This window comes from Psychromonas sp., assembly GCF_047632955.1.
In the GTDB taxonomy this organism is placed as follows: Bacteria; Pseudomonadota; Gammaproteobacteria; order Enterobacterales; family Psychromonadaceae; genus Psychromonas.
On sequence record NZ_JBLIED010000001.1, the window covers coordinates 1 to 25,044 of the forward strand.

The 25,044-nt window shown below is 40.7% G+C and carries 20 protein-coding genes; 11 read left to right on the top strand and 9 right to left on the bottom strand.

Features of this window, described 5'->3' with window-relative positions:
* The 5 genes from rpsM to nfsA all read right to left on the bottom strand — a co-directional run.
* On the bottom strand, positions 1-235 hold a 235-nt coding region (rpsM, locus tag ACJAZP_RS00005), incomplete at its 3' end, for a 30S ribosomal protein S13 (RefSeq protein ID WP_415228679.1).
* A 121-nt stretch (positions 236-356) separates the two neighbouring features.
* Positions 357-470, bottom strand: coding sequence for a 50S ribosomal protein L36 (gene rpmJ, locus ACJAZP_RS00010; protein ID WP_011770886.1), 114 nt, complete (start codon positions 468-470; stop codon positions 357-359).
* 455 nt (positions 471-925) lie between these two features.
* Entirely contained in the window at positions 926-1,180 is a 255-nt protein-coding gene (locus ACJAZP_RS00015) for a DUF2960 domain-containing protein (RefSeq protein WP_415228680.1), read from the bottom strand.
* A gap of 34 nt (positions 1,181-1,214) precedes the next feature.
* Positions 1,215-1,880: an alpha/beta hydrolase gene (locus ACJAZP_RS00020; RefSeq protein WP_415228681.1), complete on the bottom strand. Its 666-nt coding sequence runs from the start codon at positions 1,878-1,880 to the stop codon at positions 1,215-1,217.
* Between the two features lie 263 nt (positions 1,881-2,143).
* Entirely contained in the window at positions 2,144-2,905 is a 762-nt protein-coding gene (nfsA, locus tag ACJAZP_RS00025; protein WP_415228682.1) for an oxygen-insensitive NADPH nitroreductase, read from the bottom strand.
* Positions 2,906-3,229: 324 nt separating this feature from the next.
* Between nfsA and ACJAZP_RS00030 the strand changes: the two genes are divergently transcribed.
* The 8 genes from ACJAZP_RS00030 to ACJAZP_RS00065 all read left to right on the top strand — a co-directional run bounded on the left by ACJAZP_RS00030 (position 3,230) and on the right by ACJAZP_RS00065 (position 15,374).
* Positions 3,230-5,002 (top strand): AMP-dependent synthetase/ligase, encoded by a 1,773-nt coding sequence (locus ACJAZP_RS00030; protein WP_415228683.1) that lies wholly within the window; start codon positions 3,230-3,232, stop codon positions 5,000-5,002.
* A 64-nt stretch (positions 5,003-5,066) separates the two neighbouring features.
* On the top strand, positions 5,067-6,356 hold the full coding sequence (locus ACJAZP_RS00035; RefSeq protein ID WP_415228684.1) for a thiolase family protein: 1,290 nt from the start codon (positions 5,067-5,069) through the stop codon (positions 6,354-6,356).
* Entirely contained in the window at positions 6,356-8,530 is a 2,175-nt protein-coding gene (locus ACJAZP_RS00040) for a 3-hydroxyacyl-CoA dehydrogenase NAD-binding domain-containing protein (RefSeq protein WP_415228685.1), read from the top strand. The genes ACJAZP_RS00035 and ACJAZP_RS00040 overlap by 1 nt, the downstream gene beginning before the upstream one ends.
* A gap of 67 nt (positions 8,531-8,597) precedes the next feature.
* Positions 8,598-10,499: an acyl-CoA dehydrogenase family protein gene (locus ACJAZP_RS00045; RefSeq protein WP_415228686.1), complete on the top strand. Its 1,902-nt coding sequence runs from the start codon at positions 8,598-8,600 to the stop codon at positions 10,497-10,499.
* Between the two features lie 412 nt (positions 10,500-10,911).
* A complete protein-coding gene (locus ACJAZP_RS00050) occupies positions 10,912-11,727 on the top strand; it encodes an HAD-IIB family hydrolase (RefSeq protein ID WP_415228687.1) in 816 nt (271 codons plus the stop codon).
* A 24-nt stretch (positions 11,728-11,751) separates the two neighbouring features.
* Positions 11,752-12,978 (top strand): glycosyl transferase, encoded by a 1,227-nt coding sequence (locus tag ACJAZP_RS00055; RefSeq protein ID WP_415228688.1) that lies wholly within the window; start codon positions 11,752-11,754, stop codon positions 12,976-12,978.
* A 20-nt stretch (positions 12,979-12,998) separates the two neighbouring features.
* Entirely contained in the window at positions 12,999-14,774 is a 1,776-nt protein-coding gene (locus ACJAZP_RS00060; protein WP_415228689.1) for a sugar phosphorylase, read from the top strand.
* Between the two features lie 315 nt (positions 14,775-15,089).
* On the top strand, positions 15,090-15,374 hold the full coding sequence (locus ACJAZP_RS00065; protein ID WP_415228690.1) for a protein-L-isoaspartate O-methyltransferase family protein: 285 nt from the start codon (positions 15,090-15,092) through the stop codon (positions 15,372-15,374).
* A 68-nt stretch (positions 15,375-15,442) separates the two neighbouring features.
* Here the strand turns inward: ACJAZP_RS00065 and ACJAZP_RS00070 are convergent, their stop codons facing one another.
* Positions 15,443-16,054 (bottom strand): MarC family protein, encoded by a 612-nt coding sequence (locus ACJAZP_RS00070; RefSeq protein WP_415228691.1) that lies wholly within the window; start codon positions 16,052-16,054, stop codon positions 15,443-15,445.
* A 295-nt stretch (positions 16,055-16,349) separates the two neighbouring features.
* Here ACJAZP_RS00070 and ACJAZP_RS00075 point away from each other — a divergent pair, with 295 nt between their 5' ends.
* Positions 16,350-17,438 (top strand): branched-chain amino acid aminotransferase, encoded by a 1,089-nt coding sequence (locus ACJAZP_RS00075; RefSeq protein WP_415228692.1) that lies wholly within the window; start codon positions 16,350-16,352, stop codon positions 17,436-17,438.
* 104 nt (positions 17,439-17,542) lie between these two features.
* Here ACJAZP_RS00075 and ACJAZP_RS00080 read toward each other — a convergent pair whose 3' ends face one another.
* Positions 17,543-19,447 (bottom strand): TRAP transporter permease, encoded by a 1,905-nt coding sequence (locus ACJAZP_RS00080; RefSeq protein WP_415228693.1) that lies wholly within the window; start codon positions 19,445-19,447, stop codon positions 17,543-17,545.
* Positions 19,448-19,469: 22 nt separating this feature from the next.
* Positions 19,470-20,402 (bottom strand): TAXI family TRAP transporter solute-binding subunit, encoded by a 933-nt coding sequence (locus ACJAZP_RS00085; RefSeq protein ID WP_415228694.1) that lies wholly within the window; start codon positions 20,400-20,402, stop codon positions 19,470-19,472.
* 217 nt (positions 20,403-20,619) lie between these two features.
* Here ACJAZP_RS00085 and ACJAZP_RS00090 point away from each other — a divergent pair, with 217 nt between their 5' ends.
* Both ACJAZP_RS00090 and ovoA read left to right on the top strand, forming a co-directional pair.
* Positions 20,620-21,795 (top strand): hypothetical protein, encoded by a 1,176-nt coding sequence (locus tag ACJAZP_RS00090; RefSeq protein ID WP_415228695.1) that lies wholly within the window; start codon positions 20,620-20,622, stop codon positions 21,793-21,795.
* Positions 21,796-21,798: 3 nt separating this feature from the next.
* A complete protein-coding gene (ovoA, locus tag ACJAZP_RS00095; RefSeq protein ID WP_415228696.1) occupies positions 21,799-23,910 on the top strand; it encodes a 5-histidylcysteine sulfoxide synthase in 2,112 nt (703 codons plus the stop codon).
* Between the two features lie 379 nt (positions 23,911-24,289).
* Here ovoA and pstB read toward each other — a convergent pair whose 3' ends face one another.
* Positions 24,290-25,039 carry a phosphate ABC transporter ATP-binding protein PstB gene (gene pstB / locus ACJAZP_RS00100; protein ID WP_415228697.1) on the bottom strand — a complete coding sequence of 250 codons (750 nt, stop codon included), beginning with the start codon at positions 25,037-25,039 and terminating at the stop codon, positions 24,290-24,292.
* Between the last annotated feature and the right edge of the window lie 5 nt (positions 25,040-25,044).

A 25,044-nucleotide genomic window follows, 5' to 3' on the forward strand; every position in this document is an offset into this window, starting at 1 on the left:
GTTTGATGTTCATAGAAACTTCACGACGTAAATCACCTTCAATGGTGAACGTAGCTACTTCTGTACGAAGAGCTTCGATTTGTGTTTCATCCAGATCTTTAAGCTTTGTTGATTCAGCAATACCTGACGCAGCACAGATTTTCTGTGAGCGAGTTTTACCGATACCAAAAATTGCAGTTAATGCAATCACAGCATGCTTATGATCAGGAACGTTAATGCCAGCGATACGGGCCACTATGCACTCCTTAAAAGTTAATAATTCATTTGCGAAAAGCCCGGTAGGATACTCGACAAATGAAAATGAGAAAAATTAGTTTAACTATTATTGGCTAAACTATTGGAATCCAAAATCGATCTTAGCCTTGGCGTTGTTTATGCTTTGGCTCTACACAGATAACTCGCACCACACCGTGACGCTTGATAACTTTACAGTTACGACAGATCTTTTTAACGGATGCACGAACTTTCATTGCAACACTCCGAAATCGAAATTAAAGTGTCTGTGATTTTATTAAATCGTCACAAACACAAATTATTAAAATAACCACAAAACTAAATTACTGACTTTGTTTTTTTAAATAAAAAAGTAAAAGTGTAACTAGTGGACATGGGCGCAATAATATAGCAAATATGAAACACTTATACGAGTAATAATTGATTCAAGATGATTAATATAGTGATGATTAGTTGAAATAACTCACCGGAAGTTAGTTTTCTGCTCAATATTCACAATATTGTTTGTTTATAAGCAGTAGGTAAAATAAAAAATCTTAACTTATTTTAATCTGTGCAGGGAAAATTATCATAAAAAGGCGGCCCAATCTGGCCACCATCATTGAGAATAGCAACGGACTCATTCAAAGAACGCTGCTATTCTGCCTGACAAAAGAGCTGAATATTTATCATCATCTTTTGCGCAGTGCGATTATTTTTCCGGTTCTTCGTCACGGACAAATTTTATTTTATCAAAGCCCATTCTGGCAAATTCAGTCAGACGGAAATTTTTTGCAATTCCCTGACCGCGACAACTCATTGCCAGCTGTTTTTCCATTGCGAAAAAGCTTTTTAAATCGACGCCTTCAGCATCTGCAACTGCTTCATACATATCATGAAATTGATTGTAGGTGAATTGAATCGTCTTAAGCTTACCTTTAAATACATATGTTACTTGTCTTGCCATTGTTAAACCTTAATGTTTTATGTTGGTGTGGTTTTTATTTGAGCGCTAATAACTTAACTAACCAAGCGGAAATATCTGTAATTTGCGCGCCGCAAACGCAGTGCTCCATTGTATAACTTTTATAACTTGGTTGAAATCCCATTTCGGTTAGCGAGCTTAATGCCTGCTTACCTAAGCTCGGATCCACAACAGGATCCTGACTGCCATGCATGATCATAATATTAATGTGTTTATTTGCATCGCTTATTTGAATGCTTTCTTTAGTTGCAAAATAGGTAGACATTGCCAGTAGCCCGGCTAAGGGTTTTGCATAGCTTAATGCAGTCTGATAAGCCACTGCGCCGCCTTGAGAAAAGCCGGCGATGACTATCCTGTCGGCAGGGATCCCACGTTCAACTTCTCTGTCTATTAATGCTTGAATTTTTTTGGCAGAACTGTTTAAACCGCTTAAGTCAACCTGACGTTCGATGCTCATCTGCAAAATATCGTACCAGGCAGGCATCTTTAAACCACCATTAATGGTAACGGGTATTGATGGTGCGTGAGGAAATATAAAACGAACAGCTAATGCTTCCGGTAAAGATAACTGCGGAACAATGGTTTCAAAATCATGTCCGTCTGCGCCCAAACCATGTAACCAGATAACCGCGGCATTGGCTGTTAATTTGGGTTGTACTTCTACACAAGGTAAATAAGTCATAAAGTTTATTCTTTAAAAGAAAGGATTGATAATATAACAAGGTTATTACCATAAAAATACTTTTTGGTACTTAGGGGCTGTTTATCTTTAGGTGTTTTTTTACTTCGAACCTAATTTTATCGAGTATCAGCTAAGCGTGCAGCATAACCCTGGTTTTTGTTTCCAGTCTGCCGGAGCAATATTTATGGGTAAAACTATTGATTGGTTAAAAGCGTCAGTAGTCACTGTCAGATAACTCTTCTGACAGTGACTTTTTTTCGTCTTTATTTGTTCATAAATCCCTTATCTTGAAGAAATTTCATCATGTGCGGTCGCGCTTCTTTTTGCAGCATGCCTGAAATTTGCTCAGTCCAACCCGTTTCTTTTTGATTACCCGTTCTGCTTATATAATATTCTCTAATCTGCTGGTCATAGGCTTCAAGTGCTGCTATGTCGAGCTTATCTGCTTCATCTGTTGTTTTATCTTGTGTGTAACTATCTTGTTTTAGCGTTAATGATAATGGCAGGCGAGGTTTTACTTCAGGATTCTGATCCGGGTAACCCAGACATAAACCAAACACTGGGAAAACCAGGTCAGGTAATGCCAACAGAGATGATACGGCTGCAATCTCGTTTCTCAGTCCGCCAATATAACAAGCCCCTAATCCTAATGCTTCTGCGCCAATCACAACATTTTGAGCGAACAAAGCACAATCGATTGATGCGGTTAATAATTGTTCGGTATAACCGCTTTGCATGGGTACTTTATGAAGTTCACAAGCAAGTTGATGGCGGTGCATATCGGCGCAAAAAACTAGAAACACGGGGGCCTTGGCAACGTAGCGCTGATTACCTGCAAACTGTGCTATTTTCTCGCGTTTTTCCCCTGATGATACCTGAATCACGGTGCAGGCCTGAATGAAACTGGAGGTCGCCGCTGCTTGACCGGAACGGATTAATTCTTCGACAAGGGATTGATCTATCGTAATGTCTTTAAAAGTACGAATCGAACGGTGAGATTGTAATAAATGCATAACATCTTGCATATCCAGTCCTTAAAGTGGGTTCATTTTAGCGTACTCGATTTTACCACACCCAATCAATAATTAAACGAAGCACCACCGGGGATTAAAAATTTAACTCTATTTTTCAAATGCTAATGGCAATTAAGGGAATTGTTTATTGTACAAAATAGTCTATATTTTTTGGAGGTGCAAAGGAAAACATCCATTAATCAAGACTGCAAAGTTAAGCATGAGAATAGTCGGTGTTTAGGGGTTTTACCTATAGCTGCTAGGAAAATTAAATTGCTCCACGCGGTTTATAGCGGTTATTGGGATGACAGCAACGCGATCAACAGGGAAATAGATATGGAAAAGTACACAACTATCCCACAGATGATTCAATATGTTGTAAATACATACAGTAATTATTCTGCCCTGAACTTTAAAAATAAAAGCTATTGGGAAACCATTTCCACGGAAAAGTTTTCTGAAACTATTCGCCGTCTTGCTTTAGGTTTGCACTCACTCGGTATTAAGCCGGGCGATGGTGTTGGTTTAATTGCTAACCCTTCTCCACAATGGGTGATGATTGATATTGCTATCATGGTCAATAAAGCAATTTCAGTGCCGATGTTTGCAAATATATCTTCAGCTCATTTTCAGTTTCAGAGCAAGGACAGTCATGTTAAATATCTTTTCATAGATGACCAGGAATTATTAGCCGATGCGCTAAAACCCCTGCTGCACTCATTCACAAAAATCATCTCCTACCAGCCTCAACGCAGCGCTAGAAATGCCATCAGTTATGAGGAATTATTAACCTTGGGCGATCTGTTATCGGCAAAGCAGCCAAATCTTTATGCGCGCATGAGGCAGGCTGTTGGCCCAAAGGATATCGCCACGGTTATTTATACCAGTGGTTCAACCGGCATGCCCAAAGGCGTTGAAATCACGCATGCAAATCTGATTTCACAAATAAGAGCAACAACACAACTGTTCCCGCTACGCTCTGAAAAAGACAAGGCGCTGACCTGTTTACCCTTGGCCCATGTTTTTGAACGAATGGTTATTTACTTTTATATCTCCACCGGCACGCCGATCTTTTTTGCCGATGATATTAAAAACGTCGGTGAACTGCTCAGACAAGTGCATCCCAGTGTTATTACCCTGGTTCCACGCCTGTTAGAAAAGGTTTATGCGAAAATGCATGCGCGAATAGAGGAGCAATCCGGAATCAAAAAAAATCTTATGTCGAGTGCATTTAAACGTGCGATCTCCAAGCAGCCTGGTGCTCATAGTCTGCTTGATAAGATTTATGACAAACTGATCTATGCAAAATTACGCGAGGCTTTAGGGGGCAACTTAGAGATAGTGATCAGTGGCGGGGCGGCGCTCAGTGAAAGCATGGAAAATTTTTTCAAAAATATCGGACTTAATCTTTATCAAGGGTATGGATTAACCGAAACGTCACCGGTTTTAGCGGCTAACTACCCGGGTAATGTGTGTTACCGAAGTGTCGGTAAGATTTGGCCGGAGGTTGAAATAAAAATTTCCGATGAGCAGGAGATCTTAGCTAAAGGCCCTAATCTTATGAAGGGTTATCACAATAACCCACAAGCTACCCGGGAAACGATCGATTCAGCAGGTTGGTTACACACGGGGGACTTGGGCTACATTGATGAAAATGGATATTTATTTGTTAACGGGCGAAAAAAAGAAATTTTTAAAACATCAAACGGCAAGTATGTCAGTCCCGTTCCTATTGAACAAATGTTATCTGCTTCAGAGCTTATCGATATGGTGGTTATCATTGGAGAAAATAAAAATTTTGTTTCCTGCTTACTTTTTCCGGATTTTGAAAACTTGGCTGCCATTAGAAAAAACCGTGGTTATGGTGATATGAGCAACGGTGATTTTCTTAATTCAAATGAAGTCAGGCAGGAAATTGCGGCTGTTGTTGAAGGTGTTAACAGGCAGCTAGATGAGTGGGAAAAAATTCGTAAATTTAAATTTATAAAACAGCCAATCAGTATAGAAACCGATGAGCTTACTCCAACCATGAAGATTAGACGTCAGGTTATTGAACAGAAATTCAGTGACATTATTAATCAATTTTATGTGGATCAGGACGGTGAGTAATGGGTTATCTATTATCCATTATGAATAAGAGCTTGCAGTAATGGCAATTAAGCAGGGGAATAATATGAAAGAGAGATTAGCAATTGTAGATGGTATTCGCAGTCCATTTTGTAAATCCGGTAGCAGTATGGCGAATATCCTGGCTGACGATTTAGGGGCCGTTATTGTCAAAGAATTGATTGCCAGAACAGACATCGATTTCACCTTAATTGATGAACTAATATTTGGCAATGTCGGTCAACCTGCAAACGCACCCAATATTGCTCGCGTTATCGCCTTAAAAGCAGGGCTGCCGTTAGAGGTTATTGCGCATACCGTGCATAGAAACTGTGCTTCAGGGATGGAGTCTGTCACCACCGGCTTTGATAAATTATTAGCGGGAAACGCCAATATACTGATCGCAGGCGGGACCGAAAGCATGAGTAATTTACCCATCAACTTTAGCAAGAAAATGACCCGGATTTTTGAAAATGTCATGAAGGCTAAATCCATCGGACAAAAATTATCGGCTATTTCAGCATTGAGGCCCGCCGATTTAAAACCCGTTATCGCTATTATAGAAGGGTTAACCGATCCGGTTTGCGGCTTAAGCATGGGACAAACAGCTGAGGTATTAGCCCGTGAATTTGCGATCACTCGGGAGCAGCAGGACAAGTTTGCTCTGCAGTCTCACTTGAAGGCTGCCAAAGCAAATACAGCCGGTTATTTTGCTCAGGAAATTCATCCCATCATGCTACCGCCAAATTACGATAACGTGCAATTTGATGATAATTCTATTCGGCCGGATCAAAGTTTAGCAAAACTCGCTAAATTAAAACCCTTCTTTGATCGGGTTGCCGGCACTGTCACGGCTGCTAACGCCTGTCCCATTACCGATGGTGCCGGTGCGGTATTAATTATGCTGGAAAGTAAAGCCAAGGAGTTGGGGTATTCGCCCTTAGGTTATTTAAAAGAGTACAGTTATGCGGGCTTGCAACCGGAAAGAATGGGATTGGGTCCGGTCTACGCAACCTCTAAACTTTTGAATAAAACCGGTATGTCCATGGCAGATTTTGATCTGGTGGAGCTAAACGAAGCCTTTGCAGCACAAGTGATTGCCAATCAAAAAGCCTTCGCATCGGCTATTTTTGCACAAAAATATTTACACAAAGATAAAGCGCTGGGTGTGCTTGATGATGATCTGTTAAATGTTAATGGCGGCGCGATTGCATTAGGACACCCCGTAGGAGCTACCGGTACCAGATTGATAATTACCATGTTAAATGCCCTGCGCCGCAGTAATAAAAACTGTGGGCTGGTTACTTTGTGCATAGGTGGTGGTCAGGGTGCGGCATTAGTCTTGGAGGTAGAATAATGAATTTTACACTGGATATTTCACAAGCAGGCCCAATGGCGGGTGTTGCAATCCTTACCTTTGATTTTCCGGGCGAACGCATTAATAAGTTAGATTCGGAGGCATTATTAGAGCTTCGGGAAAAAATTGATGATTTGGCAAAAAATAATGCCGTCAAACTGCTGGTATTTCGCAGTGCCAAAAAGGATATATTTATTGTCGGCGCTGATATCAATGAAATTAAAGATCTTGTTAACGAAGAGCAAGCCTATAAAGCAATAAGAACCGGACAGTTAATCATTGATGGTATTTCTAAATTACCTTTTCCAACATTAGCGGTGATAAACGGGGTCTGTCTGGGTGGTGGTTGTGAGTTAGCCTTAGCCTGTACGTATCGCATTGCTACCGATAATATTAACGCTATTATAGGCTTACCCGAAGTCAGTTTGGGTATTATTCCCGGTTTTGGCGGTTGTGTGCGTTTACCAAAACTGATTGGCCTGCAAGCTGCTCTGCAGTTAATACTGTCCGCTAAACCTGTACCGCCTAAAAAAGCACTACGACTCAAATTAGTGGATCATCTTTACAATAATGAGCTTGAAGAAAGTTCAGTGGCTGATTTTATCGTAGGTTTAGTAAATGATGAAAGTTTTGCCAAAGGGTTGATAACACGACGTTCAAAATCCGTGAAGAAACTGAGCCAGAGAATTTTAGAAGATAATATTTTAGGGCAAAAACTGATCTTTAAAAAAGCCAAAGACAATTTGCTGAAAAAAACCAAAGGGCAATATCCCGCGCCGCTTAAGGCCCTTGAAACCATAGAAAAAACATTAAATTTAAAAACAGTAGAAGCCTTAGAGGTGGAAGCACGAGTTGTCTCCGAGCTTGCTGTAAGTGAAATCAGTAAAAATTTAATTCAGCTGTTTTTCACCTTCGAGGCATTAAAAAAAGAAACGGGTATTACTGAAACTAACATAGAGCCGAAAATCATTAATCAGGTCGCGGTGCTTGGCGCAGGCGTGATGGGCGGTGGTATCGCCTGGTTGTTTTCGAAAAATGATATCCCGGTCAGGCTTAAGGATATTGAATGGGATGCGGTCAGTAAAGGTTATGAAACCGCCGCCCATTATTACGGACAATTAAAGAAAGTCCATAAAATTACTGATAATCAAATCCGCGTAAAAATGAATCATATTGCAGGGACAGTTAATTATAACGGTTTTAAAAGAATCAATCTGGCGGTTGAAGCGGTGGTTGAAAATATGGAGGTTAAGCAAAAAGTTCTGGCGGAGGTTGAAGCGCAGCTGCCGGAAGAGGCGATACTCGCTTCTAACACCTCAAGTTTATCGATCACCGAAATGGCGGTAAATCTGCAAAGGCCGGAGAACTTTATCGGCATGCACTTTTTTAATCCGGTTAACAGAATGCCGCTGGTGGAGATTATACCGGGAGAAAAAACCAGCCAGCAGACCATAATCACTCTGGTTAAACTCGCTAAACAGGCCGGTAAAACGCCGATAGTTGTTGCTAACTGTGCCGGTTTCTTAGTCAATCGGATTTTAATTCCGTTTTTGAATGAAGCCGCTTTAATGCTTGAAGAGGGAGGTGTTGTCAGCGAAATGGACGATGCCCTTGAAACGTTCGGCTTGCCCATGGGGCCTTTTGTTTTAGCCGATGAGGTTGGTATAGATATTGGCTTTCATGTAGCTTCAATACTTGAGCAGGCCTACGGCGATAGAATGAAAGTTTCTGCTTTATATACCCAACTTTTTAAAGATGAGAAGTTATTAGGTAAAAAAGCGGGTGTTGGTTTTTACCTGCACAAAGGCAAAGAGAAATCCTACAATGAGGCACTGGATAAGATTATTTATACCTACCGTTTTAAAAACGGGATAACAGCCAAAGCTTTTCAGCCGGACGAAATTGTCGACAGATGTATTCTGGTGATGGTCAATGAAGCGGCCAAATGTTTACAGGAAAATATTGTTAACAATCCAGCTTATCTGGACATGGCTATGATCCTCGGAACCGGTTTTCCGGCATTTACCGGCGGGCTTTTAAAATATGCCGATAATCGCGGCATCGGCAATGTTTGCGATAAATTAAATCAATTAGCGGCTTTATACGGCGAGCGTTTCTTACCTGCCGAGCAGTTAATTGAGAAAGCAAAAAATAATGAGAAATTTTATAATTAGAGCCGGATAGTAAAGGTAGGCAGCAACAGATTGCAGGCCGGCAGGGTATTGATAGAGGGGGTTAATAATGCGTGATGAAAATAATGAACCTAAACAAGAGTCTGTTATAGATACATCTAAAATGAATGCCGAGAAGGCCTCGACCATGAGGATAACCGAAGCTGCTCGAGAAGCAAACAATGAGCAGCCAAGCTTCGCCGGACAGCTATTTATGGGTTCTTTCCAACCGCATCTGTTATTTCCTTTTCCTGTGCAGAGTCTTGAAGAAAAAATAATAGGCGATCATTTGCTTGATAAAGTTTGCCGTTATCTTAAGCAAAACTTAGATCCGGAGTTGGTCGATGCGACCCAAACTATTCCTGAAGAAGTGATTAAAGGAATGGCGGAACTGGGGCTTTTTGCCATGAAAGTACCTAAAGAATATAACGGCCTAGGGCTTTCTCAAGTGAATTATAACCGGGTCATGATAGCCATCTCCTCCTATTGCGGCAGCACCGCCGTATTGCTCAGTGCTCATCAATCTATTGGCGTGCCGCAACCGTTAAAAATGTTTGGTACTAAAGCGCAAAAAGAAAAATACCTGCCTTTATTCAGAGAAGGGAAAATATCTGCTTTTGCCCTTACGGAACCCGAAGTGGGGTCCGATCCCGGTAAAATGGAAACCACTGCAACCTTGAGTGATGACGGTGAACATTATCTTATAAATGGAGTAAAACTGTGGTGTACCAACGGCTTGATCGCCGACGTATTGGTGGTGATGGCCCGTACCGAGGATAAAATAGCTAAGCATGGAGAGCCGATAAAACAAATTACCGCTTTTATTGTTGAAAAGGAGATGCCCGGCATTGAAATAAAACATCGCTGCGACTTTATGGGAATCCGCGGGATTCAAAACGGCGTCATAAAATTTAGCAATGTAAAAGTACCGATAGAAAATATTATTTTAGGTAAAGGCAAAGGATTAAAACTTGCGTTGGCGACGCTTAACACCGGGCGTTTAACCCTGCCGGCTGCCGCTACCGGGATGTCTAAATATTGTTTAGCGGTCGCTCGGGAGTGGGGAAACGAACGCGTGCAGTGGGGACTGCCGATCGGCAAACATGAAGCGGGCTCTAAAAAAATAGCCTTTATTGCCGCCAGCACTTTTGCGATGGAGGCGGTTACTTATTTAACCTCGCACATGGCCGATGATCCTAAATTAGACATTAGAATTGAAGCCGCCATGGCGAAATTGTTTTGCTCGGAACTTGCCTGGAAAGTGATCGATGAAACGATGCAGTTCAGAGGCGGGCGAGGTTACGAAAAAGCCTCATCACTGAAGGCGAGGGGAGAAAAGGCTTACCCTATCGAAAGAATGATGCGTGATACGCGTATCAACCGAATTATCGAAGGCACAACGGATATTATGAAGCTGTTCTTAGCGCGCGAAGCCATGGATCCGCATTTAAAAGTCGCCGCTGAAATATTAAAAAACAATCTTTCCATGGAAAATAAACTCCATGCCGGTGTTAAACTCGCGGCCTTTTATGGCAAGTGGTACCCCACTCAGTGGCTAAACTCTTCGCTTTGGGCCAGCCATACGGATCTCGGTGAATTGTCCAAACATTTCTCCTACGTGGAAACGACTTCGCACAAACTGGCGCGCACGATTTTTCATTATATGGGGCTTTATCAGGACAGGTTAGAGCGTAAGCAAAATATTCTCGGCATTTTAATGGAAATTGGCACTGAGCTGTTTGCGATGGCAACCACCTGCTCCTATGCCAAACATAAAATGGATGACGATCCCGAAGATACCACACCCAAGTATTTAGCCGATGTTTTTTGCTTAAATGCCAAAAGGAAAATAGCCCGTTTATTTGATGATTTAACCGATAATGATGATAAAAAAAGGAATAAATTAGCAAAAAGTGTTTTAAAAGGTGATTTGAAGTGGTTGGAAAAAGGCATTATCTGGACAGATGATTAATTAGCTTTATTACAGCCTAAGTGAAAACTCAAAACGGGTACTGTGTTTTGAGTTTTTTATACTGAATAATTTTAAATTATCACTTTAATAAATTTTTTATTTCCCACCGGAATGGAATTAAGCCATTTTATCTGCACCAAAATAGTGCTTTTTCATAATGAAACAGCTATATTCCCCTTTGAAGTTTCCATTAAACACTAAGCTATTGAATATAAAGTTATTTTTATTCAATAGCTTAGTGTTTTTTTTATGTCCTGCTTTTAAGTGCTTTATATTTGGCTTAATTATTGCTAGATATTAATTATCATGATCCTGTTTATATTTTATTTGTACAAAAAATAATCAGTTGAATGTTTATACTCTAGGGATGGGATTAGATGCACAGAATAGGCGGTTAAAAAAGTGGGGATAAATGAATAAAAAAACACTCATATTCACAGATTTAGATGGCACCTTACTTGACCATTACACTTATCAGACTGACTCTGCAGATAAGACTATTGCGCAGCTTAAAGAAAAAAATATCCCCATTATTCCCAATACCAGTAAAACTCTCGATGAAGTGTTATTAATTCGAGAAGATTTAAAACTTGATAGCCCTTTTATTATTGAAAATGGTGCCGCGGTTTATATACCGGTTAACTATTTTAGCGAACAACCCCTTGGCAGCCGCTTGGAAAATGGATTTTGGGTTAAATCATTTTGTCAAAAAAGAGATTTTTGGCTATCTTTATTAAACTTGAATGCACCACAATTTAGTGCTCATTTTCGCGGCTTTTCACAAATGAGTGCACAGCAACTGGCCGATTTGACCGGGCTCAGTCTAACGGATGCCGGATTAGCTAAACGGCGCCAATACGGAGAGCCGCTTGAATGGTTAGGTGATCAACAATCTCAAGCAAACTTTATTAAACAGATGAAGCTGTCGGGTGCCAATGTACTTGCCGGAGGACGGTTTTTACATATCAGCGGAAATTGTGACAAGGGGCAGGCGCAATCCTGGTTGGCTCAGCAATATAAAATTAATCAAGCTGAACAGGTATTTACGACTATCGCACTTGGCGATAGCCACAATGATACGGCAATGTTAGAAGCCGCTGATGTTGCTGTTTTAGTGCGCTCTCCCGCGCACGATTTCCCAACCTTACAAAGAGTAACCGATGTTTATTTTAGCCGTGAATATGGACCTGCCGGATGGGCAGAATGTTTGCAAAAAATAATTTTTTAAACTGTAATTAAAGGAATGCTTATTATGGCTGATTTTTATCAAAACGGTATTGTTACAACCCTGCATAGCTTGTCTCAACGAAGTAACGAGGATCTGGAGAAAGAATTGTTGGCATTTTCAGCAATAAGGCCGATGGGGCTGATACTACCCTCTTTGTATTCTGAGTTAGAGGGTAAGGCGCTGCCCGCGATCGTTGGACATTTAAGCAAAACAAAATATTTATCAGAAATTGTGATCGGCCTGGACAGAGCTGATGAGGCACAATATCGTCAGGCCTTGAAGTTTTTCAGCAAATTACCCCAGCAGCACAGCGTATTATGGAATGACGGCCCACGATTACAGGCAATAGATGCCAAGCTGCAGAAATTGGGTCTTGCGCCCAAAGAGTTAGGCAAAGGGCGTAATGTCTGGTATTGCATGGGTTATACCTTAGCGACGGGCAGAAGTGAGTCAGTGGCATTACATGATTGTGATATTTTAACCTACGACAGAAAACTTCTGGCGCGATTACTTTATCCGGTTGCCAATCCGCAATTCAATTATGAATTCTGTAAAGGTTTTTATGCGCGAGTAGCAGACGGGAAAATTAACGGACGCGTTTCCCGGTTATTGGTTACTCCTTTGGTTAAAGCCCTGCAAAAAACCGTTGGGCATCACGATTATTTGACGTTCATTGATAGTTTTCTTTATCCGCTTGCCGGTGAGTTTTCATTTCGCCGCGATGTATTAAATGATTTGCGTATTCCAAGTGATTGGGGATTAGAAATCGGTGTACTCTCTGAAATGCATCGTAATTACGCCAGCAACAGGATTTGTCAGGTGGATATAGCGACCAATTATGATCATAAACATCAAGCGCTGTCTCTTGAAAACAGTAACGCTGGATTATCAAAAATGTCCGTTGATATCACTAAAGCATTCTTTCGCAAACTAGCAACCCAAGGGGAAATTTTTAGTACTGAGAATATTCGAACGCTTAAAGCCGCCTATTATCGAATCGCCCTGGATTACGTGGAGATGTACCACAATGATGCAGTAATGAACGGTTTGAAGCTGGATATTCATAGTGAAGAAAAAGCGGTGGAAATGTTTTCTGAAAATATTATGACGGCAGGTCAACAATTTTTAGATAACCCGATGGAAACCCCTTTTATCCCTTCATGGAATCGGGTGGTCAGTGCAATACCCGATGTCTTAGAGCAACTTAAAGAGGCGGTAGAATTAGATCAAATTGAATTCAGTAATTATTAATTAACATTAAAAGGATATGTATGTCTGATTTTAAGCGCAAATCAAAATCATTAAAAAATTTACAAAAGAAATTAAATCAACAGCTGAGCAGTATCTATAAGGATATTGAATTAGCAGATACTTTTGAGGAATTAAGTGATAAATTAATGCATTTGATGGGTCTGGATCAGACATGCTATTTACCCGTTGCGGCTCAAAATAAGTGGTCAGAACGGGATGTTATTTTGATCACTTATGCAGACAGTCTGCTGGAAGCGGATAAAAAACCGTTAGCCACACTGCAGCACTTTATTGATAAATACTTAGGTAAAAGCATTAACAGCGTGCATATCTTACCTTTTTTCCCCTATAGCTCGGACGACGGTTTTTCCGTCATTGATTATTCAAGCGTTAATGAATCCTTTGGTGACTGGAGTGATATTCAAGCGATTGCCAAGGACAGGCGCCTGATGTCAGATCTGGTGATTAACCATTGTTCCAGCCGCAGTGCCTGGTTTCAAAATTTTATTAAAGGGGAGGGGGTAGGGCATGACTTCTTCTACACCGCAAACCCCGATGATGATCTTTCTAAGGTGGTACGTCCGAGGACCTCAGATCTTTTAAATGAAGTTCAAACGGGCAAAGGTGTGCAGCATGTTTGGTGTACTTTTAGTCATGATCAGGTTGATTTTGATTTCAGTAATCCAGCGGTATTGGAAAGCTTCGTGACTATTATTCGTCAGTATCTGGATATGGGGGTCAGGATTTTCCGTCTGGATGCGGTCGCTTTTTTGTGGAAAAAAGCAAATAGTGAGTGTATTAATTTGCCTGAAACTCACACCGTTATTCGCCTGCTTAGAACCTTGATTGAACATGCACAGCCTGATGCGATTATTATTACTGAAACCAATATCCCTAATGTCCAAAATTTAACCTATTTCGGTAACGCCAATGAAGCGCATGCCATTTATAATTTTGCATTACCGCCTTTATTGGTTCATACCCTGGTCAGTGAGGATTGCAAACATCTTAAGCGCTGGTTGATGAGTATGCCTCCCGCACAAAATGGCACCTGTTATTTCAATTTTATCGCTTCCCATGACGGCATCGGTTTACGTCCCGTGGAGGGATTATTAAGTGACCAGGAATTAAATACACTGGCGGTGACGCTGGAGAGTTTTGGCGGGAAAACCTCCTGGCGCACCACGGATCAAGGCCAGCAAAAACCCTATGAAATTAATATCGCCTTATACGATGCCCTGCAAGGTACCGTTGAGGGGGAAGACAAACTGGGATTCTACCGGTTTATTTGTGCTCACGCGATCATGCTTGGTCTGGAGGGGATACCTGGAATATACATACACAGTCTGTTAGGTACCAGAAATGACTATGAAAAATTACAAAACACCCAGCATAATAGAGCCATTAATCGTCATCGTTGGGACTACAATGCCTTAGAAGAAAAATTATCCGGGCATCCCGATCACCATAAAAATGTTTTATCCGAGATGAAGCATTTAATTAATATACGTATAAAACAAAAGGCATTTCATCCTAACGCAACGCAATTTACACTGCATTTAAAAGAGCAGTTATTTGGTTTTTGGCGACAAAGCCAGGACCGGGCACAAAGTATTTTTTGTATCAGCAATGTCAGTACAAACACCTTAGATCTGTCTCTTAGTGAATTGAACTTGATTATTACTGAAAATTGGTATGAATTGATCACCGGCGCTAAAATCGCACCTTCGCAATCAACCATTAGCTTACTGCCTTATCAAACGTTGTGGATAAGTAATCTTGATATGGATGTTTGACTGGCAGTCGCCTCATAAAAACCGGCTTATTCGAGAGATAAGCCGGTTTTTGAATAAATAGGCTATTATTTTAATATTCTTTATTCGCTATGAGGTCCATTCAAACGTGCCGACGGAAGATTCGGAATTTTTAAAACTCAGAAAATTAATGGTCAGCGAACAAATTGAAAAGCGGGGCATTACCAGCAGTAACGTCTTAAATGCGATGAGGACTGTTCCCCGGCTCTGTTTGTGCCGTAACAACGTTTACATGAAGCCTACGCTGACTATCCTTTGCCGATTGGATTAAATCAGATTATCTAGATTGTCGCGCTAATGATAGAAACGCTGGAATTGGAAAACCATCATAAGGTTCTGGAAATTGGTAGCGGTTATCAAACGGCATTATTAGTTGAAATAGCGGCTCAAGTCTACAGCATTGAAATAGTCCCTGAATTAGCTGAGCGCTTTCGGAAAATATTAGAGCAACTGAACTATCAGAATATTCATCTTAAATGTGGTGATGGTTTGACGGACTGGGCAGAGCAGACTCTCAGAATTTATATCACATTATTCGAAAATCAGACAATAAAAGAGAGCAGCAATTACTGGAGCCGGTAAGGTTTGTTGCCATGACTGGCAAAGTTGAAAAAAACAACCGTTTTACCCAACTGCCCGACTAAGCTAATTTAATAAAACGTCGGAATAAGACCGCGAATACCGTCAATAAACATCTGCACTGACATAATAAGTAATAACATCCCCATCAGTTTTTCTAATGCGCTTAACCCTTTTGTCCTTAATAGCTTGTATAAATAGGGCGAACACAATAATACCACTGCGGTTAATAACCAGGCAATAAGCAGTGACAGGAATAATTCTCCCGTATGCTCAGTATTCGTTTTGGCTAATACTAACAGGGTGGCAAGTGCCGCAGGGCCGGCAATCATCGGCATGGCAATGGGCACAATTAACGGTTCGTTGGAATCTTTTGTGGTAAATAGATTTTCCCCGTTAGGCGATGGGAAAATCATCTTCAATGAGATAATAAAAAATATAATGCCGCCTGAAATAGTGATCGATTGTGGTTCTAAATGAAACAGGCTTAAAAATTGCTTACCGAAAAATAGAAAAACCACTAAAATAAATAAACCAATCAGCATTTCTCTGATAATTATTTTGGTATGTCTTTGTTTATCTACGTTTTTCAGAATACTTAATAGCAACGGGATATTGCCCAAGGGATCTAAAATAAAAAACAGTAATATCGCTGTAGACAGTATTGGGAAGGTGCTTTCCATATAAATTTTTCCTTGAAATCCATTTTGGCACTATGTGTAATATCACTTTTTAAAACTCAGTTTCTAGCAATATTATTTAGGATTAAATTTTATCATAGCGTATTAATCTTAACAAAATATTCACCTTTCCCGGTAAAATTTTTTTTCCTAATTGATGGCTAAAAATTAGCGTTCTGAAAATAATTAATGATTTGTATTTGATCGTGCCTAACGATAACTTATTATGTGTAATAGTTGCTGATAGTTATGCTCTAAATGTTAGATTAAGAAAATAATAAAAATACAGGAAATTGATATGATTATTGATATTAAACCGCTTGGCCTTTCCGAGCGGGGGGCTTGTCCAGAAACCTACAGTTTTGGAACTGATTTTTCTGACCATATGTTTAGTCAAAATTTTGTTCAAGGTGGCGGTTGGGAGAAAGCTGAAATTACCCCTTATCATGCATTAACACTTGATCCTTCCGCGGCTGTTTTTCATTACGGACAGGAAATATTTGAAGGTTTAAAGGCTTACCGCACCCCCGATGGAACGGTTAATTTATTCCGTCCTAGTGAAAATTTTAAACGTTTTAACCGTTCAGCTAAAAGAATGGTGATGCCCGAAGTTGATGAACAATTCCACTTAAAAGCACTTAAAACACTTATCGCGCTTGATCAAAATTGGATTCCGGATCAAGTGGGATCCTCTTTATATATTCGCCCGACAATGATTGCGACGGGTAAAAAACTGGGTTTAGGCGCAAGTGATTCATATCTTCACTTTATTATCACCGGACCTGCCGGAGCTTACTTTAAGGGTGGGTTTCAGCCAGTATCGGTTTACATTGCGGACCAGTATCGACGTGCGGTCGTAGGCGGTGTTGGTGAAGCTAAGACCGGTGGGAATTATGCTGCTAGTCTGTATGTTTCAGAAGACGTTGCAAAACTGGGTTACTCGCAAGTACTTTGGTTAGATGCCGTGCACGGTAAATATGTTGAAGAAGTTGGCGCCATGAATATCTGTTTTATTTATGAAAACAAACGCATTGTTACACCGGCTTTAAGTGGCAGTATATTACCCGGTATTACCCGTGATTCTATTCTTAAACTGGCTCCTGCGTTGGGATTTGAAGTCAGCGAAGAACGCTTGGATATTGAGCAGATATTAGACGATATAAAAAGCGGTAAAATAACCGAAGCATTTGGTTGTGGTACAGCTGCGGTTATCTCTCCGGTTGGTAAACTGTGCTGGAAAGGCACAGATTATGTGATTAACAATAATCAATCAGGCGAGATTTCCAAACAATTATACGATGAGCTGACAGGTATTCAATACGGCACACGTGAAGACCGTTTTGGTTGGATAGAGAAAGTTGAGATAGACGTTACTACTGCAGTTTAATTGTTAATTTAAAAATTAGCTTTACGCGCAAGAGAACAAAAAAGCACATTAAGTGATTGATATTTAAATCTCTTAATGTGCTTTTTAATATATGCGGCAGAGCATCAGCTCTGTTGATATTGCTCGTAATCACTTGCCTTAGAGAGTTTATAATTCAGTAAAACAATCATGATAATTATTATTACGCCTGCAATATTCACAAAATGATCCGGCATTAATAAAGCAAAGGCAGATAACAGTAGTAAAGCCCGGTTATGAAAAGCCAATTTTGTCACCAATCGTCCTTCTAGACTGCCCGCAACTGCAACAATTAAACCTATGGTTAAAACGATGGAGATTACAAATTCAGTGTTTTTACCCTCCACCCAAATAAGACCGGAAAATGCCATCATGATGGGAATAATCAAAAATCCCTGAGCTAATTTAAAGGCTTGTACAGCGGCCTTCATTGGAGAACAATTTGCTATACCGGCCGCCGCAAAAGCTGCTAATGCGATTGGAGGTGTGACATTGGATGTTTGTGATAACCAAAATACAATCATATGCGCCGCTAATAAACCTACCCCGAGTTCAGTCAAACTCGGTACCGCCATAATCGATAAAACGATATAAGCGGCAGTCACCGGTAAGCCCATCCCTAACACCATTGCAGCAATCGCAATGAGGCCTAATACGGACCATAAATAACCACCGGACAGGGCCATTAAAAATTGGGTGAATTGTAACCCTATACCCGTTTGGCCGACAACGCCCACCACAATACCCGCAGTGCCGCAAGCCACTGAAATAGGCAGAGCAAGTAATGCACCTTCTTTCATGCCTTGGAAGAACAATGGAATACTAATGCGACTGTGTTTTCTGCACATGGCTGCGACCAAAATTGCAACACAACCTGCAATGCCTACCAAGATAGGTGAATAACTCATTAACAGCAGGGTGGTAATAAACAGCAACGGCAGTAAAAAATGCCAACCATTTTTCAATACCATTGATATTTTTTCAGTTATTTCCATTCCTTTTAGCCCTAATTTGCAGGCCATTAAATGCACATAGAGCAGGGTACAGGCAAAATACAAGATAGCCGGAGCAATAGAGACTAATAGTATTTCACTGTATGGAATACCGGTGAATTGTGCCATAACAAATGCACCAGCCCCCATAACCGGAGGCATGATTTGTCCGCCGGTTGATGCTGCTGCTTCAATACCGGCTGCTTGTTCCGGTTTATAACCGAGCTTTTTCATCATTGGAATGGTTAAAGCGCCGGTTGTCACCGTATTGGCTATGGCTGAACCGGAAATAGATCCCAGTGCTGCGGAAGCAATCACGCTGGCTTTGGCAGGTCCTCCCCGATATTTCCCTGCAATTGAAAACGAGGCATCGATAAAGAATTTTCCCGCACCGCTTACCTGTAAGAACGCACCAAACAATACAAATATAAAGACCACGCCAGCTGCTATCGCTAAAGGCGCACCGTATATGCCATTGGTTGAATAAATATGGAACCTGACGATTTCCTCAATAGAGAATCCTTTACTGGCGACATTAGAAGGTAAAATATCGCCGAATAGTGCATACAGTAAAAAGGTAACGGCAATCAACACCATCACCATGCCAACGGTCCGGCGTGTTGCTTCAAGCAATAGCAGCACAATAATCAGACCGGATAATTGGTCAAGTGTTGTCAAACCATCCAGTAAGAAACTGATATCGTCATAATCGAATGAAACAATATGGTACGAAGCCCAGGTGATCGCAATAATACAAAGCAGATCGATGCTGCGTCCAAACAGGTATTGAAATGAAGAGTGCTGGGATTTTATAAGGGGTAAGGTAAAAAACACTAAAATCAGGACCCAGCTTAAATGGATGGGCCTGAATACCGGCGCGGATAAATCCGCGGTAATGCCCTGCCAAATTTGAAATACAGATAACGAAATAGCCGCAAATGCGGCTATTAATAACACTTTATCCGATATCAATTTGCACATTTTAGTCGTTGTGTTCATGATATTCTCCACGTAAAACGCTTTACATGTTTTCTCTTAAATATTTCAATGCACCGGGATGCAATTCTATTCCTTTTAATCTGTCCATATTCTCAAGGGTTGTAAATTTGGTCACACTGATAACTTGATTGATCTCTTTCATATGCTCAAAAGCAATTTTAGTCATTTTATAGGCAAGCTCGGTATCAAGATTTTTGTTGACGACTAAAATATTCCAAACAGCCGGTGCATCAAAGGCGTTAACATTTTGATAACTATTAACCGGGACATTGATAGCCTGATAAGAAGGGTTGCTGTCGGAAACTATTTTTAGCTCTTCAGCTGTGAAGGATAAGATGCGAATGTCATGGGTGAAAGCCAATTCAGTAATTGCACCAACGCCAATGCTGCCGACAATCACGCCTGCATCGATTTGACCCGCTGAGATTGCCGTTGTTGTGGCGGTATAATTTAAAGATTGAGCGTCGATATCTGACTCATCAATACCTAAGGCGGCAAGAATATTGGTTGAGCTGACACGGGTACCCGAACCCGGCGCACCTAAGGAAATTCGCTTGCCTTTGAGATCCTGAATGGATTTTATATCAGAGTCAGCTGCAACAATAAACTGTACAACGTTTGGATACAGTGCAAATAAGACCGAAACATCCATTTTACGGGGAAAAGGTTTCACTCCCTGATATGCCTGCAGTACAACATTACCCATGGCAATGCCGGCAAGTTGTTTATTGGCAGATACTTTAATGGTATTTTCCACCGATGCCGCTGTTACTTCTGCGCGCATATCAAAATCATCAATATTTTCACTCCAAATTTTAGCAAGCATTCCACCTAATGGGTAATAAGTGCCGCTTTGGCTACCTGTTCCTATAGTGTAATTCTCAGCCACGGCATTGAATGAAAATAGACAAGCTAAGCTTATTCCCAGTATTCCCTTTTTGATTACATTTTGCATTATCATTACTCCATTATAGATGTTAATAACTTGCTAAGGATTTGTTGCGAATCTCACTTTAGCATTGAACCCGTTATTTAACCTGCGACATTAGGCGAGCTATGTCGCAAAATCAGCAACCTAGCCAGTCCATTCTGATTTTTTGTTCGATAACCAAAATAATAGGCATTATATTTATCAACAGACTTAATCCAACCCGGCTATAGGTATTATTAACGTGGAAGCAAAAATACCGAAAAAATCATCAGATCAGGATCTAGTGGCTCAAAACATTATTCTAATGTTACAGGAATATATAGATTTTCTGGGCTTCAAACCTGCTGTTCATTTTGAGCTGGAGGGCTGTATAAGAGCACCTCAACCCGGCTTTTCTATTGACTACCAGAGAATCAACGCACGCCTTAAGACGCATCATATCGAAGGGGTATTAGTGTCTGAATTTTGGCTCAATCAGTGGGAGTATGTGTCGAATTTTTCACAGCAAACCCCCTTAAAGGAAGCGCAAAATTTAAGCTATGTCATCAAATATTTACCATTCTGGTTTGCCGAGCAGGGGGTTGTTCAAACTTATATAAAACCCGTGGTGTGGGCAGGTGATCGGGGCAGATTAGTTGCCGGCAGTGAAAAAATATTCAGCGCACAAACGGCCGCTGTGCATATTCCCAATGCAATACAGATAAATATTAGCGCATTGAATACTCAGGGTGAGAATATAATCGCGGATGCCGGTTTTGGCGAATACCTGCAGCAGTGTTTTTTAGAGAGCAGTTTAAACTGTGCGCTATTATATTTACCGGAGCCCGAGGCCTATCAAAGATTGTTATTAAAAACGCATTTTGGTTTGGCGCAGGAATTGTGTTCACCCTGTGATATTTCCGGAGGGCACCAGGGCAGCATTGCTCTGTACAAGCAGTTCGGCAAACATAATCAGGAGATGGGGGTAACGCCTCTGATATACAGCGCAAATAATGAAGTCTTAGTGACCCAAAAAAATTGGCGAATGAGTGCCAGAATTGAGCATAGATTGGGCGCCTCAAGTGTTTTTTATAACCCCTTTTACAATGTTATTTTTGCATTATTGAACTTAATTGATGCTTTGCACGTATATAAAAGTCAATCCTGTATTAAGTTATTAAAACCGCTGAGTAATAACAAAAAATTACCTCGGAGCATTTTCCCCTACGATAATAAGCCGGGAGCATTATGTTTATTTCGCCAGGACACCTGGTTTGGCGATTCAATCGATAGCGTTTATAAATTTTCAAACTTTAATAATATTACGCTACCCGATATCCTGCATGATAGTTCTGGCAAAGCATTACAGGCTGAAATTATTACAAACTATCAGCAGGGTCTATTTTTTGGTAATTCTCTATCGATATTAAGTGATTAGCCGATGACCATAAAGCAATTAAAAACCCCCTTACTGAGCGGCACATGCGCTCAACAGAAACGGGCTGAATTAAAGCACTATTATGCTAATACCGTGCACACCTATCAGTCACTGTTTAGCTTAATCGATAATGATAATGCCTATTATTTAAGACCGGAACCGTTACGCCATCCGCTAATTTTTTACTTTGGGCACACGGCGACTTTCTACATCAATAAGTTAATGTTAGGTAAATTTATAAATAAACGCATCAATCCAAAGCTTGAGGCTATCTGCGCAGTGGGTGTTGATGAAATGAGCTGGGATGATCTTGACAGTAGGCATTACGATTGGCCTAAGGTTGATGAGGTTGTTGAGTATCGGCGCCAAGTTTTTACTCTGGTTAATAACCTAATCGATACTATGGAGATTAGTTTACCCATTTGTAAAGGCTCTCTAGCCTGGATTATTTTGATGGGCTGCGAGCATGAGCGTATTCATTTAGAAACTTCTTCGGTGATCATGAGAATGTTGCCGCTTAATGATTTGACAGCCCATCAAGATTGGCCTGCTTGTGATTTAGTTGGTACAGCTCCTGAAAATAAATTATTGACTGTTGATGGTAAAACAATCACCTTGGGCAAACCCGGTGAGGATCAAACCTATGGTTGGGATAACGAATACGGACAGTTGAAAGTGGCCGTTGAACCATTTAAAGCCTCACAATTTTTAGTATCGAATGGCGAATTTATTGAATTTATGGAAGCGGGTGGTTATCAAAATTCAGCCTGTTGGAGTGAGGAGGGCCAACAGTGGCTAGCATTTAAAGGGGCCAAAATGCCAAGATTCTGGCTGAAAAAAAATGATCAATATTGGCAGCGTAATTTATTAAATGAAATTCCACTACCCTTAAATTGGCCCGTTGAAGTCAATTATTTAGAAGCCAAAGCCTTTTGCAACTGGAAAAACAGCTGCACTGAACATTATATTCGTTTGCCGACTGAAGCAGAATGGTACTGTTTACAAGAAAGGGCCGACAGCGACCTTATTAACGGCCAGCAAGCGCCGGGTAATATTAATTTAGCTTATTGGGCGTCTTCATCACCTGTTGAGCAATTTTCGGGAAACAATTTTTTTGATCTGTTTGGCAATGTCTGGCAGTGGACTGAATCGGCGATAGACGGTTTTGAAGGATTTCAGGTTGACCCTCTTTATGATGATTTTTCAACTCCGACCTTTGACGGCCAACATAACCTGATTAAGGGAGGATCATGGATCTCCACGGGTAACGAAGCACTGAAACATTCCCGTTATGCCTTTCGTCGTCATTTTTTTCAGCATGCAGGATTTCGTTATATTGAATCGACTTCACCCACCCTCCCGACTATTCCTGTTAACGAATATGTCTCAGATAAAACTATCTGTGCTGAGTTGGAGGCACATTTTGGTGAAGATTATCTAGGATTGGGTAACTATTCCGTCACCCTGGCGGGTTATATACTTGAGCAGTTAAATCGTTTTTCAATACCAAAAGGCAAGCTGCTTGATTTGGGTTGCAGTGTGGGACGCTGCAGTTTTGAGTTATCTCCTTATTTTAAAGAGATCGACAGTGTCGATTTTTCTGCTCAGTCAATTCCCTACCCAGTGCAATTACAGCAGGGGAAAACGGTCCGTTATGCGCTTGAAAAAGAAGGCGAGCTGGTTGATTTTAAATCAATTAATTTAAATTCTGCCGGGTTGAATGAAAGCTACCGGAATATTCATTTTAAACAGGGGGACGCGAGCAACTTAAAAACTACATTTGGCGATTATGATGTGATCATTGCACAGCAGGTGCTTGAGCTGCATTATGATCCACAGGGGTTTTTAGATAATATCTCAAGCTGTTTAAAGAAAGGGGGGATTTTGATACTGGTATCCGCCTATGAGGTTAACCCGCAAATTAATCACGAAAAAAGATTTTCGGGTAAGAAAGTAAATGGTGAAAATCTGACTGGATTTGACGCAGTTCAACAACGTTTATCAGAACAGTTTTTGTTCGTTGCCAGCAACAACATAACCAAGTTGTCATATCATTGTGCCCGTAAATTTACGGTCACAAATCAACATATTACACTATGGGAAAAGTTAGTTTAATTGATTGGAAATTGATTATTTATGAAACATTCAGGGAAGAAGAGTGTAGTGGTTAATATAATACCAAAAGAACTAAAAAGGTGAGCACCCTTACTGGTTAAAATCATCCCTAACTGCGTTGTGAGTTTTATTCAGAACATCCTGTTCTTCACCACTACGTGGTCAGTTAAAGCTGTTCAAAATCGTTCCATACGATTTTGTGAAGTGAGAACAACTCTCTCCTGCAACTCACGTCTTATTAGTGCTGATTTTTCCTTCGCAATCATTGATAACTTCATTAATTCTTTTGCTATAAGCTAAAAAAATAACCTCTAGCAAGTCAACTTGCTGCGAGGTTGATTTTATAATAGTAAAAAATGGCTTGGTTAATAATTGATTATTAACCAAACTCACCACTGACATAACCCTGAGTTCTTTTATCAATTGGGTTACTAAACAGCTCTGCGGTATCTCCGTGTTCAACTAACTCACCCATCCAGAAAAAAGCAGTTTTATCAGAGATTCGTTTAGCCTGGTTCATCGAATGTGTCACGATGACGATGGTGAACTTTTTACGCAACTCATCCATTAACTCTTCAATTTTATGAGTTGCAATTGGATCCAGCGCGCTGGTTGGTTCATCCATCAGGATAACTTCCGGCTCCATGGCGATTGCGCGAGCGATACATAAACGCTGCTGCTGCCCACCCGACAGACCTGTCGCCAGCATATTCAGTCGATCCGACACTTCATCCCATAATGCGGCACTGCGCAGAGACTCTTCTACAATTTTAGAGAGTTGCTTTTTATCTTTCATCCCCTGCGCTTTAAGACCAAAGGCAACATTTTCATAAATGCTCATTGGGAATGGATTGGCTTTTTGAAAAACCATGCCGACACGCATTCTCAAGTCTCTAACATCAATATCTGCATAAATATCTTCGTTTTCAAACTTTACTTCACCGGTGATTGTGACACCGGCGATGAGATCATTCATGCGATTTAAGGTACGCAGTAAAGTTGATTTACCGCATCCGGAAGGGCCAATCAATGCGGTCACCTTGCGCTCGGGAATAATTAATGAAATATCTTTTAATGCATGGTTTTTGCCATAGAAAAGATTCAGGTTGTTGATTTCAAGCTTGTTCATTTTTA